The 14,636-nt window shown below is 70.9% G+C and carries 13 protein-coding genes; 5 read left to right on the top strand and 8 right to left on the bottom strand.

Annotated features, from left to right (window positions below; all coding sequences use genetic code 11):
- Window positions 1-3: 3 nt before the first annotated feature.
- From ACIQ7Q_RS00635 to ACIQ7Q_RS00600, 8 genes are read right to left on the bottom strand one after another with little or no spacing between them, the layout of a single operon-like run.
- A complete protein-coding gene (locus ACIQ7Q_RS00635; protein WP_403854766.1) occupies window positions 4-2,004 on the bottom strand; it encodes an NADH-quinone oxidoreductase subunit L in 2,001 nt (666 codons plus the stop codon).
- Window positions 2,001-2,396 carry an NADH-quinone oxidoreductase subunit NuoK gene (gene nuoK, locus ACIQ7Q_RS00630; protein ID WP_403854763.1) on the bottom strand — a complete coding sequence of 132 codons (396 nt, stop codon included), beginning with the start codon at window positions 2,394-2,396 and terminating at the stop codon, window positions 2,001-2,003. The genes ACIQ7Q_RS00635 and nuoK overlap by 4 nt, the downstream gene beginning before the upstream one ends.
- Window positions 2,396-2,995, bottom strand: a complete 600-nt coding sequence (locus ACIQ7Q_RS00625; RefSeq protein ID WP_403854760.1) for an NADH-quinone oxidoreductase subunit J — start codon at window positions 2,993-2,995, stop codon at window positions 2,396-2,398. Before ACIQ7Q_RS00625 ends, nuoK begins: the two co-directional genes overlap by 1 nt.
- The gene (locus ACIQ7Q_RS00620; RefSeq protein WP_403854757.1) at window positions 2,992-3,675 is read right to left on the bottom strand and encodes a NuoI/complex I 23 kDa subunit family protein; all 684 of its coding nucleotides are present in this window, start codon (window positions 3,673-3,675) and stop codon (window positions 2,992-2,994) included. Before ACIQ7Q_RS00620 ends, ACIQ7Q_RS00625 begins: the two co-directional genes overlap by 4 nt.
- Window positions 3,676-3,677: 2 nt before the next feature.
- Window positions 3,678-4,643: an NADH-quinone oxidoreductase subunit H gene (locus ACIQ7Q_RS00615; protein ID WP_403854754.1), complete on the bottom strand. Its 966-nt coding sequence runs from the start codon at window positions 4,641-4,643 to the stop codon at window positions 3,678-3,680.
- On the bottom strand, window positions 4,640-6,154 hold the full coding sequence (locus ACIQ7Q_RS00610) for an NADH-quinone oxidoreductase subunit C (RefSeq protein ID WP_403854751.1): 1,515 nt from the start codon (window positions 6,152-6,154) through the stop codon (window positions 4,640-4,642). The genes ACIQ7Q_RS00615 and ACIQ7Q_RS00610 overlap by 4 nt, the downstream gene beginning before the upstream one ends.
- Window positions 6,151-6,807, bottom strand: coding sequence for an NADH-quinone oxidoreductase subunit B (locus ACIQ7Q_RS00605; RefSeq protein ID WP_403854748.1), 657 nt, complete (start codon window positions 6,805-6,807; stop codon window positions 6,151-6,153). Before ACIQ7Q_RS00605 ends, ACIQ7Q_RS00610 begins: the two co-directional genes overlap by 4 nt.
- Entirely contained in the window at window positions 6,798-7,196 is a 399-nt protein-coding gene (locus ACIQ7Q_RS00600; RefSeq protein ID WP_356634612.1) for an NADH-quinone oxidoreductase subunit A, read from the bottom strand. Before ACIQ7Q_RS00600 ends, ACIQ7Q_RS00605 begins: the two co-directional genes overlap by 10 nt.
- A 170-nt stretch (window positions 7,197-7,366) precedes the next feature.
- On the opposite strand from ACIQ7Q_RS00600, the gene ACIQ7Q_RS00595 reads away from it, so the two are divergent.
- The 5 genes from ACIQ7Q_RS00595 (at window position 7,367) to ACIQ7Q_RS00575 (ending at window position 14,462) form a co-directional block, all read left to right on the top strand.
- Window positions 7,367-8,554 carry a sensor histidine kinase gene (locus tag ACIQ7Q_RS00595; protein ID WP_403854745.1) on the top strand — a complete coding sequence of 396 codons (1,188 nt, stop codon included), beginning with the start codon at window positions 7,367-7,369 and terminating at the stop codon, window positions 8,552-8,554.
- A gap of 320 nt (window positions 8,555-8,874) precedes the next feature.
- The gene (locus tag ACIQ7Q_RS00590) at window positions 8,875-10,209 is read left to right on the top strand and encodes a sensor histidine kinase (protein ID WP_403854742.1); all 1,335 of its coding nucleotides are present in this window, start codon (window positions 8,875-8,877) and stop codon (window positions 10,207-10,209) included.
- Window positions 10,210-10,476: 267 nt separating this feature from the next.
- Entirely contained in the window at window positions 10,477-11,136 is a 660-nt protein-coding gene (locus ACIQ7Q_RS00585) for a response regulator (RefSeq protein WP_403854739.1), read from the top strand.
- Between the two features lie 337 nt (window positions 11,137-11,473).
- The gene (locus tag ACIQ7Q_RS00580) at window positions 11,474-13,420 is read left to right on the top strand and encodes a 2-oxoacid:acceptor oxidoreductase subunit alpha (protein WP_403854736.1); all 1,947 of its coding nucleotides are present in this window, start codon (window positions 11,474-11,476) and stop codon (window positions 13,418-13,420) included.
- Window positions 13,413-14,462, top strand: coding sequence for a 2-oxoacid:ferredoxin oxidoreductase subunit beta (locus ACIQ7Q_RS00575; RefSeq protein ID WP_403854733.1), 1,050 nt, complete (start codon window positions 13,413-13,415; stop codon window positions 14,460-14,462). The genes ACIQ7Q_RS00580 and ACIQ7Q_RS00575 overlap by 8 nt, the downstream gene beginning before the upstream one ends.
- Window positions 14,463-14,636: the final 174 nt, after the last annotated feature.

The raw sequence follows: 14,636 nt of genomic DNA, 5'->3' as shown, positions 1-14,636 counted from the left end.
GGCTCACGATCCGGCGTTGACGTTGGAAAGGACGACGGCGGCGATCGCCAGGACGACGGAGCCGGCGAGCAGCGCGCTCAGGTAGGTCTGCACGTTGCCGGTCTGCGCGCGGCGGACCGCCGCGCCGAGCCAGCGCGTGCCCGTGCCGGAGCCACGTACATAGGTGTCGACGACCTCACGGTCCAGGAAGCTGACCAACTGGGCGGCCGCCCGGACGGGACGGACGAACATCGCGGTGTAGAGCGCGTCGACGTGGAAGCCCGCGGCGGCGTGCCGGTGGAGTGGGCCGAGCAGCAGCCGGGCCGGGTCGGCCGGATCGGGGGCCGCGGCGATGTCGCCGTAGGCGGGCTTGTGGGTGGCGATTGCCTCTGCCTCGGAAACGGCAGGTTCGGCGTCCGGGTGCGCCGCGACCGCGCCGATTGGGGGAGGGGCGGTGACCGCGGTGGAGTGCCGCCAGGCTGCGTAGGTGATCAGCCCACCGACGAGGGCGACACCGGTGCCGAGGACGGCGGTGGTGAGGGTCGGGGCGAGTTCGTGGCCGTCGAACCAGCGGGGCAGACCGCCGGCGGTCAGCCCGAAGGCGAGCGACGGGACGGCGAGCACCCACAGCACGCTGGTCATCGCGATGGGCTGCCGGCCGTGGTCGGGGGCCTCGGTGCCGCGTCCCCGGAAGGCGAGCAGCCACAGCCGGATCGCGTATGCGGCGGTGAGAAGGGCGGTCACCAGAGCGGCGACGAGCACGAACCAGCCGGCGGCGGTGGGCGCGACGACCGAGTCGCCGAGAGCGGTGTGCTCGGCGGCCACGAGGACGGCTTCCTTGGAGAAGAAGCCGGCGAAGGGCGGGATCGCGGCGAGGGCGAGAAGCGCGACGGTCATCGTCCAGTACGCGTCGGGGACGCGCTTGGCGAGTCCGCTCATACGCGACATGGCGGCGAGCGAGTTGGTGCCGGCGGCGTGGATGATCACGCCGGCGGCGAGGAAGAGCAGCGCTTTGAACGCACCGTGGGACAGGAGGTGGAAGACAGCGGCGCCTCGGTCTCCGACGGCCAGGGCACCCGACATGTAGCCGAGCTGGCCGATGGTCGAGTAGGCGAGGACCCGCTTGATGTCGTCCTGGGCGAGCGCGGCGAGCGCCGAGCCGACCATCGTCACGGCAGCCATCACGGCAAGCACGGTCATGGCGGCCGCGGAGGCCGCGAAGAGAGGAAGGAGCCGGGCCACGAAGTAGATACCGGCCGCGACCATCGTCGCGGCGTGGATCAGCGCGGAGACGGGGGTGGGGCCCGCCATCGCGTCGGGCAGCCAGGTGTGCAGCGGGAACTGCGCCGACTTGCCCGCCACGCCCGCGAGGAGCAGCAGGGCGATGAGAGTGGGGTGCTCGACGGCGCCGGCGGCGACGGCCCCGAGGATCCCGGTGATCCGGAAGGTGCCTGCGTCGGCCGCGAGCGCGAACAGACCGATCAGGAAGGGGACATCGCCGAGCTTGGTGACCAGGAACGCCTTGAGGGAGGCGGCGCGTGCCTCGGGCGTCTCCCAGTAGTGGCCGACGAGGAAGTACGAGCAGATGCCCATGATCTCCCAGCCGACCAGCAGCACCATCAGGTCGCCGGAGTAGACGACGAGCAGCATCGCGGAGGTGAACAGCGAGACGAGAGCGGCGTACGAGGGGTAGCGCGGGTCGTCGCGCAGGTAGCCCGTCGAGTAGATCTGCACGCACGAGGCGACGACACCGACCAGGACGGCCGCGAGGACGGCGAAACCGTCGAGGTACAGGGCGAGGTCGATCGGGATCGAGCCGGTGGGCGTGAGCTGCGTCGAGGCGGCGATCGCCTTGCCGCCGTCCTGGCGCACGGCGACGAGGACGGCGAGCACGGCCGCGGCGAGCGTCGGCAGCACGGCCAGCGGACGCACGAAGCCCGGTGCGCTGCGACCGAGCAGCAGTCCGGCGACGGCACCCAGGAAAGGAAGGAGGGGTACGAGGACGGCGAGGGTCGTGGTGGTCACGCGGTGGCCTCGGCCTTCTCCTCGCGGTCTGGGGGTGTCTCGCCGGCATCACCGTGGCCGGCGCCGGGGCCTTCGGGACCGTCCGCCGTTTCCGCGGTGTCGCGGAGACGGTCGACGTCCGAACTGCCGCGGTTGCGGTACACCATGAGCACGATCGCCAGGCCGATACCGATCTCCGCCGCGGCGATGGCGATGGTGAACAGAGTGAGAGCCTGGCCGGCGTGCAGGGTGTCGCGCAGCCACACGTCGAAGGCCACGAGGTTGAGGTTGACCGCGTTGAGCATCAGCTCGACGGACATCAGGACGAGGATCGCGTTGCGGCGGGCGAGCACCCCGTACAGGCCGACGCTGAAGAGGAGCACGGCCAGCACGGCTGGATAGGCGAGGTGCATCAGCTGTTCCCCTCTCGGGCCGTTCGGTCCGCACCGCCGGTGGGGGGCGTGGCGGCCGGCTCTGCGTCCCTGCGGGACAGGACGATCGCGCCGACGAGTGCGGCGAGCAGCAGTACGGAGAGCGCCTCGAACGGCAGCACCCAGTGCCGGAAGAGGATCTCACCGGACACCTTGGTGGACCCCTGGACCGGCCCGTCGAGGTCGATCCAGGTAGTGCGGAAGGCGTCGACGACGACCCAGACCAGGGACGCCGCGGCGGCGAGCGCCACAGCGAGAGCGACCACTCGGTTGCCGGAGTCGGCATCGGGTGAGCGGCCGATGGGTGCCTTGGTGAGCATCAGCCCGAAAAGAAGGAGGACAACCACCGAACCGACGTAGATCAGGACCTGCACCCACGCGATGAACTCGGCGGTGAGCAGGAGGTACTCCACGGCGAGGCCACCGAGCGCCACGACCAGCCACAGGGCGGCGTGCACCAGTTGCCTGGTCGTGACGGTGATGACCGCCGCGCCGAGCGTGGCGATGCCCACGAGCAGGAAGGCGATCTCGACCCCCGTGGGGGACAGGAACCCGTGCGTCGCGGCGGCGGCGAGCGTCATGCCGGACCTCCCTGACCCGAGGCCGGGCCGTCTTCGTCCCCGGTGGGGCGTTCGCCGGGCGGCGGCGTGTCCTCCCGGGCCTCCGGGACGGACGGGGCCGCGTGGCCCGGCGTGCCCTGCTGGGCGGACGGGGCCGTCGGAGGCGTGGCGTCCGCTTGCGCAGCTGCCAGCTTCTCCGCCGCCTTGCGGGCCGCGGCGATCTCCTTCGGCTCCTCCGCGCCGGGGTCCAGCGCGGGCGGTGCCGGAACGGTCCACATCCACTCGCGGAGCTTGTCGCGCTCGTGGGTGAGTTCGCGGATGTCCGTCTCCGCGTACTCGAACTCGGGCGACCAGAACAGCGCGTCGAAAGGACACACCTCGATGCAGATACCGCAGTACATGCAGAGGGAGAAGTCGATGGCGAACCGGTCGAGGACGTTACGGCTGCGCTCCCTGCCGCCAGGGGCGGCGGCCGGGACCGTCTCCTTGTGGGAGTCGATGTAGATGCACCAGTCGGGGCACTCGCGGGCGCAGAGCATGCAGACCGTGCAGTTCTCCTCGAACAGCCCGATCACGCCGCGCGTGCGGGGCGGGAGTTGGGGCTGGACGTCGGGGTACTGCGCGGTGACGGTCTTCTTGGTCATCGTCCGCAGGGTGACGGCCAGGCCCTTGGCGAGACCGGATCCGGGGATCGGGGACACGACTAGATCACCACCTTGACGATGCCGGTGAGGGCGATCTGGGCGAGGGCGAGTGGGACGAGGACGGTCCAGGCGAGCTTCTGCAGCTGGTCCTCGCGCATCCGGGGGTAGGTCACGCGCAGCCAGATGACGATGAAGGCGAGCACGGCGGTCTTGAGGAGGGTCCACACCCAGCCGAGACCGTCCGCGCCGAACGGACCGTGCCAACCGCCGAGGAAGAGGACGGTGGTCAGACCGCACAGCACGACGATTCCGGCGTACTCGGCGAGCAGGAAGAGCGCGAAGCGCAGGCCGGTGTACTCGGTGTACGCGCCGAAGATGATCTCGGAGTCCGCGACCGGCATGTCGAAGGGAGGGCGCTGCAGCTCGGCGAGGCCGGCGACGAAGAACACGATGGCACCCACGATCTGCCAGGGCAGCCACCACCACTCGAAGGCATTCAGGATGCCCGGCAGGGAGACCGTGCCGGCCGCCATCGCGACGGAGGCGGCGGTCAGCAGCATCGGCAGCTCGTAGGCGAGCAACTGGGCCGCCGTGCGCAGACCGCCCAGCAGGGAGAACTTGTTGGCCGAGGCCCAGCCCGCCATGAGCGAGCCGAGCACACCGACGCCCATGACGGCCAGGACGAAGAAGATGCCGGCGTCGACGACCTGACCGACCGCGCCCTCGTCCGGTCCGATCGGGATCGCGACGAGTACGAGGAGGTAGGGCAGGAGCGCGACGGCGGGAGCGAGTTGGAAGACGCGGCGGTCGGCGTCGGCCGGGACCACATCCTCCTTCTGCGCGAACTTCACACCGTCCGCGACGAGCTGGGCCCATCCGTGGAACCCGCCGGCGTACATGGGGCCGAGACGGCCCTGCATGTGGGCCATCACCTTGTGCTCGGTCTGCCCGATGACAAGGGGGAGAACGAGGAACACGGCGAAAACGACGATGAGCCGGAGGGCGACGTCCAGTGCGTCGTTCACGCGGGCTCGCCTCCGGCAGGTCGGTTCGGCTCGCCCTCGGGCCCATCGGTGGACCCGGTCGCGGGCCGGGGGGTCTCGGTTTCTGGGGAGTCGCCCTCGGGGGCGGCGGGTTCCTCTGCCGCGGCGGGGACAGCGGGTTCCTCTGCCGCGGTGGGCTCAGTGGCTTCGGCCGCCGTCTCGGGGGCAGGGGGTTGCTCGGGCGCCTTCGGGGCACGGGGCTGCTCGGGTGCCTTGGGGGCACGGGTTTCGTCCGCCGGCTCAGGGCCGGCGGCTTCGTCGGCCGCCTCGGGCGCAGTGGCGTCGTCGGCCGCCGCAGGGCCGGCGGGTGCCGGCGGTTCCGCTGCGCCTGCGTCGGGGGGCGTCGCTGCGGAGTCCGAGTCGTCGAACGCCGGCCGGGCGTGGTGCCAGGGCGCGTCGGCGCTGCGGGAGCGTGACGGCGTGGCCGGGGTCGGGGTCGAATCCGTGGCCCCGGCCTCCGAACCGGAGGGCTGCGACGCCTTGGACGCCTCGCTGGACGGCGGCGTGGCGGCCGCGTCCGGCGCCGGGGACGCCTGGGACGCCTCGGGCTTCTCCGGCGTTTGCGACGGAGTCGTTGCTTCCGCGTTCTTCGTCTGCGAGGGAGTCGGCGTCTCGGGCGTTCCGGCCGGCTCGGCCGGCGTCGTGTCCCGCGGGCTGCGCAGGCTCGCCGACCCCTCGCCCGCGCTCTGCGCGCGGCGCGGAGCGGCCGGGGCCTGCGGCTCCCCAGCGGCTGCCCCACTCTGCGACGCCGAGCCCTCACTCGCGCTGCGGGAGCGGCGTGGAGCGGCGGGAGCCGCCCCACCCTGCGACGCCGAGCCCTCGCTCGCGCTCCGCGTGCGACGCGGCGGGCGTTCGCCCGCCGCTGCCGCGGCTCCGGCGGCGCGGGGTGTGCGGGCGGGGCGGGCGGGGGCGGGCGGGAGCTGGCCCTTGAGGGGGCCCCACTCGTTCGGGTCCGGGACACCCGGCGGCAGCATCTGGCGGCGCTTCGGCCCGCCGTGCCCCGACTCACCCGGTTCCTTCGCGCCCGGCCACGCCTTGGCGACCCGGGCGGCCAGCACGAAGTCCTTGCGCAGCGGGTGGCCTTCGAAGCCGTCCGGCAGCAGCAGCGGTGCCTGGTGGGGGTGGCCGGTGAAGTCGACACCGAACATCTCGTGGGTCTCGCGCTCGTGCCAGCTCGCGCCCGCGTAGATCTCGACCGCGGTCGGCAGCGACGGAGCCGTGTGCGGAACGGTCGTGCGCACCAGCAGCCGCCGCACGGCGCGGCCCTCCAGCGAGACGACGTGCGCGCAGACGCGGAAGCCGGTACCGGGCTCGTCGACTGCGCTGAGCCAGTCGAAATAGGTGCAGCCCAGCTTGTCGCGTGCGATCTCCAGGGCCGCGATCCAGGAGCCGGCGGGGACGTCGACCGTGAGCAGGTCGTAGGCCCGCTCGGCCGTCGCCTCCTCGCCGAAGATCTCGGTGACGGCGTCGGGAAGCCGGTCGTACTGGTTCACCGCGTCGCCCCCTCGGCGTCGCCGGGCGTCGGAGGCGGCGTGACCAGCCCGCTTGTCAGGGCCGTGGCGGAGGGGCGGACGCCGGCGTTCTTCCCACCGTGTCCGTAGCGCTCCCCGAGCGACTCTCGAGCGATCTTCTCCTGGAGCTTCAGGATTCCCTGCAGCAGCGCCTCCGGGCGGGGAGGGCAGCCGGGTACGTAGACGTCGACGGGGATGATCTGGTCGACGCCCTTGGTGACGGAGTACGAGTCCCAGTACGGGCCACCGCAGTTGGAACAGGCGCCGAAGGAGATGACGTACTTGGGCTCGGGCATCTGCTCGTACAGACGCTTCACCGCCGGCGCCATCTTGTCCGTCACCGTGCCGGACACGATCATCAGGTCCGCCTGGCGCGGTCCCGGTGCGAAGGGGATCACCCCGAGCCGGATGAAGTCGTGGCGTGCCATCGAGGCCGCGATGAACTCGATGGCGCAGCAGGCCAGTCCGAAGTTGAAGACCCAGAGGCTGTAGCGGCGGCCCCAGTTGAGGACCACCTTCATCGGTTCGGGCGCCAGCCGCGCGAGTGCTCCCAGTCGCCGCGGCTCCGGAAGCAGCTCCGGAGCAGGAGCCGGGGCCGTGTTCGGCTCGGTGGGCGGGGTCGGGGTCACGTCCATGTCAGGACCCCCTTCTTCCATGCGTAGAGCAGTCCCACGGCCAGGAAACCGAGGAAGATGAACATCTCCACGAGAGTTGTCGCGCCGTATCCGTCGGCGGCGAAGACCGTCGCCCACGGGAAGAGGAAGATCGAGTCGATCGCGAAGATCACGTACAGGAAGGCGTAGACGTAATAACGGACCTGGGTGTGCGCCCAGCCCTCGCCGACCGGGTCGACTCCGCACTCGTACGTGAGCATTTTCTCGGGCGTCGGGACGACGGGCCGCAACAGCCGGCCGGCGGTGAAGGCAACGGCGACGAACAGCACGCCGATCAGCGCGAGCAGCCCGACGACTGAGTAGCTCTCGAAGTAGTCCGCCGCGAGGACGACTACGGTCGGTTCCGGCACGTCCGCCCCTCGCTCCCTGTCGATCGGTACGCACGGGAGTCTAGGCCCTGCTAAAGAGAGGGTAAGCAGTTGTGTCACGCATCGGTCGACCCCGGGTGGGGTTATCCCTACTTCGCCCCCACCCATGTACCCCATGGCGTGCGACGGCCCCGCCCGGCAGGCTGGCCTCCATGACCGCGAGCATCACCGCCCCCGACAACGACCGGCCGCCCTCTGCGCGCTTCGTCTTCGACCGCCATACGCGGAAAGAGATCGCGCATCTGCTCGGCAACCTCCCGGCCGCTCTGCTCGCGTTCGTCTATGCGACGGTCACGGTCAGCGTCGGCGCCGGGCTCTCCGTGACGGTGATCGGCCTGCCCCTGCTGGCACTCGGGCTCGCGGGTGCACGCATGCTCGGACGGGCGGAGCGGGCACGGGCCCGTGCGCTGCTCGGCGTACGGGTCGACGAGCCGAGCCCGTTGTTCGGGCCTTCGCGCGGCAGGGGCCTGATCACCTGGGTGTGGTCCCACCTGAAGGATCCGGTGGCCTGGCGCACCGTGCTGTACTCGGTGATCCGGCTGCCCTGGGGCGTCTTCACCTTCACCGTCATGGTGGTGAGCCTGTTCGTGCTCTGGCCCGTACTGCCCTTCATCGCGCGGGGGCTGTCCAACGCCGACCGCGCGATGGTGCGGGGGCTGCTGTCGCCCTCCGACGATCTGGAACGGCGCATCGCCGAGCTGGAGTCCGACCGTGGCGTGGTCGTCGACACGGCCTCCGCGGACCTGCGCCGTATCGAACGCGACCTGCACGACGGCGCCCAGGCCCGGCTGGTGGCCCTGGCCATGGGGCTGGGCCTCGCCAAGGAGAAGCTCCTGGAGGACCCGGACGCAGCGGCGACCATGGTGGACGAGGCGCACGGCGAGGTGAAGCTCGCGCTCAAGGAACTGCGTGACCTGGCCCGTGGGATCCACCCCGCCGTACTGACCGACCGCGGCCTGGACGCCGCGCTCTCCTCCGTCGCGTCGCGCTGTACTGCTCCGGTGACGGTCACCGTCGACATGGACACGCGACCCGCCGCGGCAATCGAAGGCATCGCCTACTTCACCGTCTCCGAGCTGCTGCAGAACGTCAGCAAGCACGCTCGCGCCACGCACGCCTCCGTTGACGTGTGGCGGTCGGCCGACCGGCTCATGCTCCAGGTCGTGGACGACGGCAGGGGCGGGGCCCGGCTGGACGGAGGCACGGGCATGGCCGGGCTGGCGGAGCGTTTGGGCGCGGTGGACGGAGTCTTCGCCCTGGACTCGCCCGTCGGCGGGCCGACGACGGTCACGGCGGAGCTGCCGTGGCGGGAACGCGAGGAGCTCCGGGCCCGCGCCTGAACGCGCCGTGGCTCGTCCTTCCCGCCCCCGCCATGAACGCGTCCGGCGCCCCGGCGATCCGCCGCCCCGCCTGCCCGACCCGGCCGCGCCCCCGCCGCCCCGCCACGAACGCGACCCCGGCAGGCCGCCCCGCCACCCCGCCGCCCCCGCCATGAACGCGATCCCGACGCCGGGCGCCACCCAGCCCCCGCGGCGTGGTGGGGAAAACCCCCCGCCCAAGACGGCTACCGGCCGCATGGTGCACGTCGCCCCGTCACAGCAGGCTTGAGGACATGACAGCGCGCCCCCCAGAACGCCGCCCCGCAGAACGGACGACTTCGATGGCCAGCACGGATTACGGATACGGTCCCCCGGTACCCCGGGAACACTTCTTCCCTCCCGTACTGCGCGCTCCCTTCGAGGGCCGGGCCTGGCGCGAGTTCGGGTATCTGGTGCTCAGCCTGCCCCTCGCCACCGCGGTCTTCACGTTCGCGGTCACCATGACCTCGTTGGGCGCCGGACTGCTCGTCACGTTCCTGGGGATCCCCGTATTCGCGGCCGGCCTTGCCGGCCTGCGCGGTTTCGGCGCCCTGGAGCGGGCACGAGCTCGGGCGCTGCTCGGGCTGGACGTTGCCGCGCCGGAGCCGGTGCGGAGCACTCTGGGCCCCAATAACAAAGGCGTCGCGGCCTGGATGGGCGGCATCCTCAAGAGCGGGGCGTCCTGGCGTCACCTTCTCTACGCGCTCATCCACTTCCCGTGGGCCGTCTTCGGCTTCTGCGTCGCCGTGACCCTGTGGGTGACCGGCTGGGCGCTGCTGCTGTACCCGCTGTGGCAGTGGGCGTTCCCGATGTGGGGCGGCGTGGACGGTCTGCAGCTGTACGGGGACGGGACGCACAACTTCTACCTCGACACCCCCCTCGAGATCGCCGCCACCAGCGCCGTCGGCCTCGTGCTCACGATCGCCACCCCGTGGATCATGCGTGCTCTGACCAGCGTCGACCGCCTGTTCGTGGCCGGGCTGCTCGGGCCGTCCCGCCTCGCGACCCGTGTCGTGGAGCTGGAGTCGGACCGTGGCGTCGTCGTGGACACGGCGGCCGCCGACCTGCGCCGTATCGAACGCGACCTGCACGACGGCGCGCAGGCCCGGCTCGTCGCCCTCGCCATGGATCTCGGGCTCGCGAAGGAGAAGCTGGCGCAGGACCCGGAGGCCGCCGCACGGATGGTGGACGAGGCGCACGGCGAGGTGAAGGTCGCCCTGCAGGAGCTCCGGGACCTGGCCCGCGGAATCCACCCCGCCGTACTGACCGACCGCGGCCTGGACGCCGCACTCTCCTCCGTAGCGTCACGCTGCGCCGTGCCCGTGACGGTCGAGGTCGACCTGGACCGGCGGCCGGCGCCCGCCATAGAGGGCATCGCCTACTTCACGGTCTCCGAGCTGCTGCAGAACGTCAGCAAGCACGCTCGCGCCACCCGCGCCTCCGTTGACGTGTGGCGGTCGGCCGACCGGCTGATGCTCCAGGTCGTGGACGACGGCAGGGGCGGGGCCGACACGGCGGCCGGCAGCGGGCTGGCCGGTCTCGCGGAACGGCTGAGCGCGGTGGACGGCGTCCTGGCCGTGGACTCCCCTGCCGGAGGCCCGACGACGGTGACGGCGGAACTCCCCTGGCGCGGCTGAACCGCACGGCCGTGCCTGAACCGCACGCCGTGTCGCACGGCCGACACGGGCGAACACCGGACCGGCCGCACCGGCCGGCTGCCCCTCGTGGCAACCCGCCGAACCCGCAGCAACCAGGGCAACCCCCACCCCCGTTTCTGCGTCCCCCGGCGCGGTGACCGGGAAAACCGCGGCCCGGCCCCGAGCCTGTCCTGATCCTGGAATGCTGGTGGGCTCAAGGCTCGGGAAGCACATCTACAGGGGGGCTACAGGGTTGTGGAGGACAGAGTGCGGGTGGTCATCGCCGAGGATTCCGTACTGCTTCGGGAGGGCCTGACCCGGCTGCTGACCGACCGGGGACACGATGTGGTCGCCGGAGTGGGTGACGCGCAGGCCCTGCTCAAGACGGTCGACGCCCTTGCGGCGCAGGACGCGCTGCCGGACGTCGTGGTCGCGGACGTACGGATGCCACCCACGCACACCGACGAGGGCGTGCGGGCCGCTGTGCAGCTGCGGCGGGAGCATCCCGGCGTCGGCGTGCTGGTCCTGTCGCAGTACGTGGAGGAGCAGTACGCCACGGAACTGCTCGCCGGCAGCACCCGGGGCGTGGGCTATCTGCTCAAGGACCGGGTGGCCGAGGTGCGCGAGTTCGTGGACGCCGTGGTGCGGGTCGCCCAGGGCGGTACCGCGCTCGACCCCGAGGTGGTGGCGCAGCTGCTGGGCCGGAGCCGTAAGCAGGACGTGCTCGTCGGCCTCACGCCCCGCGAGCGGGAGGTGCTCGGGCTGATGGCCGAGGGCCGCACGAACTCGGCGATCGCCAAGCAGCTCGTGGTGAGCGACGGGGCCGTGGAGAAGCATGTAAGCAACATCTTCCTGAAGCTGGGACTGTCCCCCAGCGAGGGCGACCATCGTCGCGTGCTCGCGGTGCTGACTTATTTGAATTCGTGACCACCCACCTACACGTCCTGATGTCCCGAGTCACCCGAATGCCACGAAATGACCGACCGGATCCACTCGGTGGCGGAGTGGATACGGGGGCTCCACCGACACACCGTCGGCCGTCGAGTGGCGCATTAGCCCCAGGCCCAAAGAATGAACCGGGAACGTCTTCCCGGAAGTCCGGGTTACACAGAAGGCAGGACAAGACAGACGTCGCGGCGTCTCGGCAGGACGTCCGACATGTGAGCGGTCCGGGGAAGGCCACCCTTACCGTCGTAGGGTTGCCAATGGGCCGGCCGGTGGGCCGGTCGGGCCCGAGGAACCGCCTCGAGGGAGGTCCAGTTCAGTGACCAGCCAGGTCAGTAGCCCGGCCGAGCAGGCCGATGAGGTCAACGGGTCCGATGAGGCCCTCGTCGGAGAGCAGCGCAGGCGCGCCGGCGACAAGGAGATCCGCCGTCTGGACCGGGTGATCATCCGTTTCGCGGGTGACTCCGGGGACGGCATGCAGCTCACCGGTGACCGGTTCACCGCGGAGACGGCATCCTTCGGCAACGACCTCTCCACCCTTCCGAACTTTCCGGCCGAGATCCGGGCGCCTGCCGGGACGCTGCCGGGTGTCTCGAGTTTCCAGCTGCACTTCGCCGACCACGACATCCTGACCCCCGGCGACGCACCGAACGTGCTGGTCGCGATGAACCCCGCCGCGCTGAAGGCGAACATCGGCGATGTGCCGCGCGGCGGCGAGATCATCGTCAACACGGACGAGTTCGCGAAGCGGGCCATGGCGAAGGTCGGATACGAGACCTCCCCACTCGAGGACGGGTCGCTGTCCGCCTACCAGGTGCACCCGGTGCCGCTGACGACGCTGACGATCGAGGCGCTGAAGGACTTCGGGCTGTCCCGCAAGGAGGCGGAGCGCAGCAAGAACATGTTCGCGCTCGGCCTGCTGAGCTGGATGTACCACCGGCCCACGGAGGCCACGGAGCGCTTCCTGCGACAGAAGTTCGCCAAGAAGCCGACCATCGCCGAGGCGAACATCGCCGCCTTCCGGGCCGGCTGGAACTTCGGCGAGACCACGGAGGACTTCGCGGTCTCCTACGAGGTCGCTCCGGCGAGCACGGCGTTCCCGACGGGCACCTACCGCAACATCTCCGGCAACCTGGCCCTGTCGTACGGCCTGATCACCGCAAGCCGGCAGGCGGATCTGCCGCTCTACCTGGGCTCCTATCCGATCACCCCGGCCTCCGACATCCTGCACGAACTCAGCCGCCACAAGAACTTCGGCGTGCGGACCTTCCAGGCGGAGGACGAGATCGCGGGCATCGGGGCGGCGCTGGGTGCCGCGTTCGGCGGCTCCCTCGCGGTCACCACGACCTCCGGTCCGGGCGTGGCGCTGAAATCGGAGACCATCGGTCTCGCCGTTTCCCTCGAGCTTCCCCTGCTGGTCGTCGACATCCAGCGCGGCGGCCCGTCGACGGGCCTGCCGACGAAGACGGAGCAGGCTGACCTGCTCCAGGCGATGTACGGCCGCAACGGCGAGGCACCGGTGCCGGTCGTGGCGCCGCGCACGCCGGCGGACTGCTTCGACGCGGCCCTGGACGCAGCGCGGATCGCGCTCACGTACCGCACACCCGTGTTCCTGCTCTCCGACGGCTACCTGGCGAACGGTTCGGAGCCGTGGCGGATCCCGGATCTCGACGAGCTGCCCGACCTGCGGGTCCAGTTCGCGACCGGCCCCAACCACGAGCTGTCCGACGGCACCGAGGTGTTCTGGCCCTACAAGCGCGACCCGCAGACCCTGGCCCGCCCCTGGGCCGTGCCGGGCACGCCGGGGCTCGAGCACCGCGTCGGCGGCATCGAGAAGCAGGACGGCACGGGCAACATCTCGTACGACCCGGCGAACCACGACTTCATGGTCCGCACCCGCCAGGCCAAGATCGACGGCATCGAGGTGCCGGACGTCGAGGTCGACGACCCGGACGGCGCCGACACGCTCGTGCTCGGCTGGGGCTCCACGTACGGGCCGATCACCGCCGCGGTGCGTCGTCTGCGTGCGGCCGGCATCGCCATCGCGCAGGCCCATCTGCGCCACCTCAACCCGTTCCCGAAGAACCTCGGCCCGATGCTGAAGCAGTACGACAAGGTCGTCGTGCCCGAGATGAATCTCGGCCAGCTCGCCACCCTGATCCGGGCGAAGTACCTGGTCGACGCACGCTCCTTCAACCAGGTCAACGGCATGCCGTTCAAGGCGGAGCAGCTCGCCACCGCGCTCAAGGAGGCCATCGATGACTGAGGCGCTCAAGCTCGTGCCCAAGGCCGAGGCCAAGCAGTCGATGAAGGACTTCAAGTCCGACCAGGAAGTGCGCTGGTGCCCCGGCTGCGGCGACTACGCGGTCCTCGCCGCGGTGCAGGGCTTCATGCCCGAGCTGGGCCTGGCGAAGGAGAACATCGTCTTCGTCTCCGGCATCGGCTGCAGCTCCCGCTTCCCCTACTACATGAACACCTACGGGATGCACTCCATCCACGGTCGCGCGCCCGCCATCGCTACGGGGCTGGCCTCTTCCCGGCGCGACCTGTCCGTCTGGGTCGTCACAGGTGACGGCGACGCGCTGTCCATCGGCGGCAACCACCTGATCCACGCCCTGCGCCGCAACGTCAACCTGAAGATCCTGCTGTTCAACAACCGGATCTACGGGCTCACCAAGGGCCAGTACAGCCCGACCTCGGAGGTCGGCAAGATCACCAAGTCCACGCCGATGGGCTCGCTCGACGCGCCCTTCAACCCGGTCTCGCTGGCGATCGGCGCGGAGGCGTCGTTCGTCGCCCGCACCGTGGACTCCGACCGGAAGCACCTCACCGAGGTGTTGCGCCAGGCCTCGGAGCACCAGGGCACGGCGCTCGTGGAGATCTACCAGAACTGCAACATCTTCAACGACGGCGCCTTCGAGATCCTGAAGGACAAGGATCAGGCGCAGGAAGCCGTCATCCGTCTCGAGCACGGGCAGCCCATCCGCTTCGGGGCCGACAGGGACAAGGGCGTCGTGCGTGACCCGTCCACGGGCGACCTCGAGGTCGTCGCCGTCACGGCGGAGAACGAGTCGCGGATCCTGGTCCACGACGCGCACTCGACCTCGCCGACCACGGCCTTCGCGCTCTCCCGCCTGGCCGACGCCGACACGCTGCACCACACCCCGATCGGCGTGCTCCGCAGCGTCGAGCGCCCGGTCTACGACGTCCTGATGTCCGACCAGCTCGACACCGCGGTCGAGAGGGATGGCAAGGGCGACCTGGCCACGCTTCTCGCCGGTAACGACACCTGGACGGTCGTCGGCTGACCCACAGCGGGCCCTGACGGGAGGCGGCGAAGGATGCCGCCTCCCGTTTGCGTGCCCCGGCCTGTTCCCGGACTCGTGGCCCACCAAGATCGGTCATGACCGTATGGCGATACGGGCATGACACCCCGGCCCCGCTCGGCGTACCTTCTCACAAGACGTGCGTGGGACAGGAGG

It is taken from the genome of Streptomyces sp. NPDC096176 (assembly GCF_044763255.1).
In the GTDB taxonomy this organism is placed as follows: Bacteria; Actinomycetota; Actinomycetes; order Streptomycetales; family Streptomycetaceae; genus Streptomyces.
This window is presented reverse-complemented; position numbering and strand designations above follow the sequence as displayed.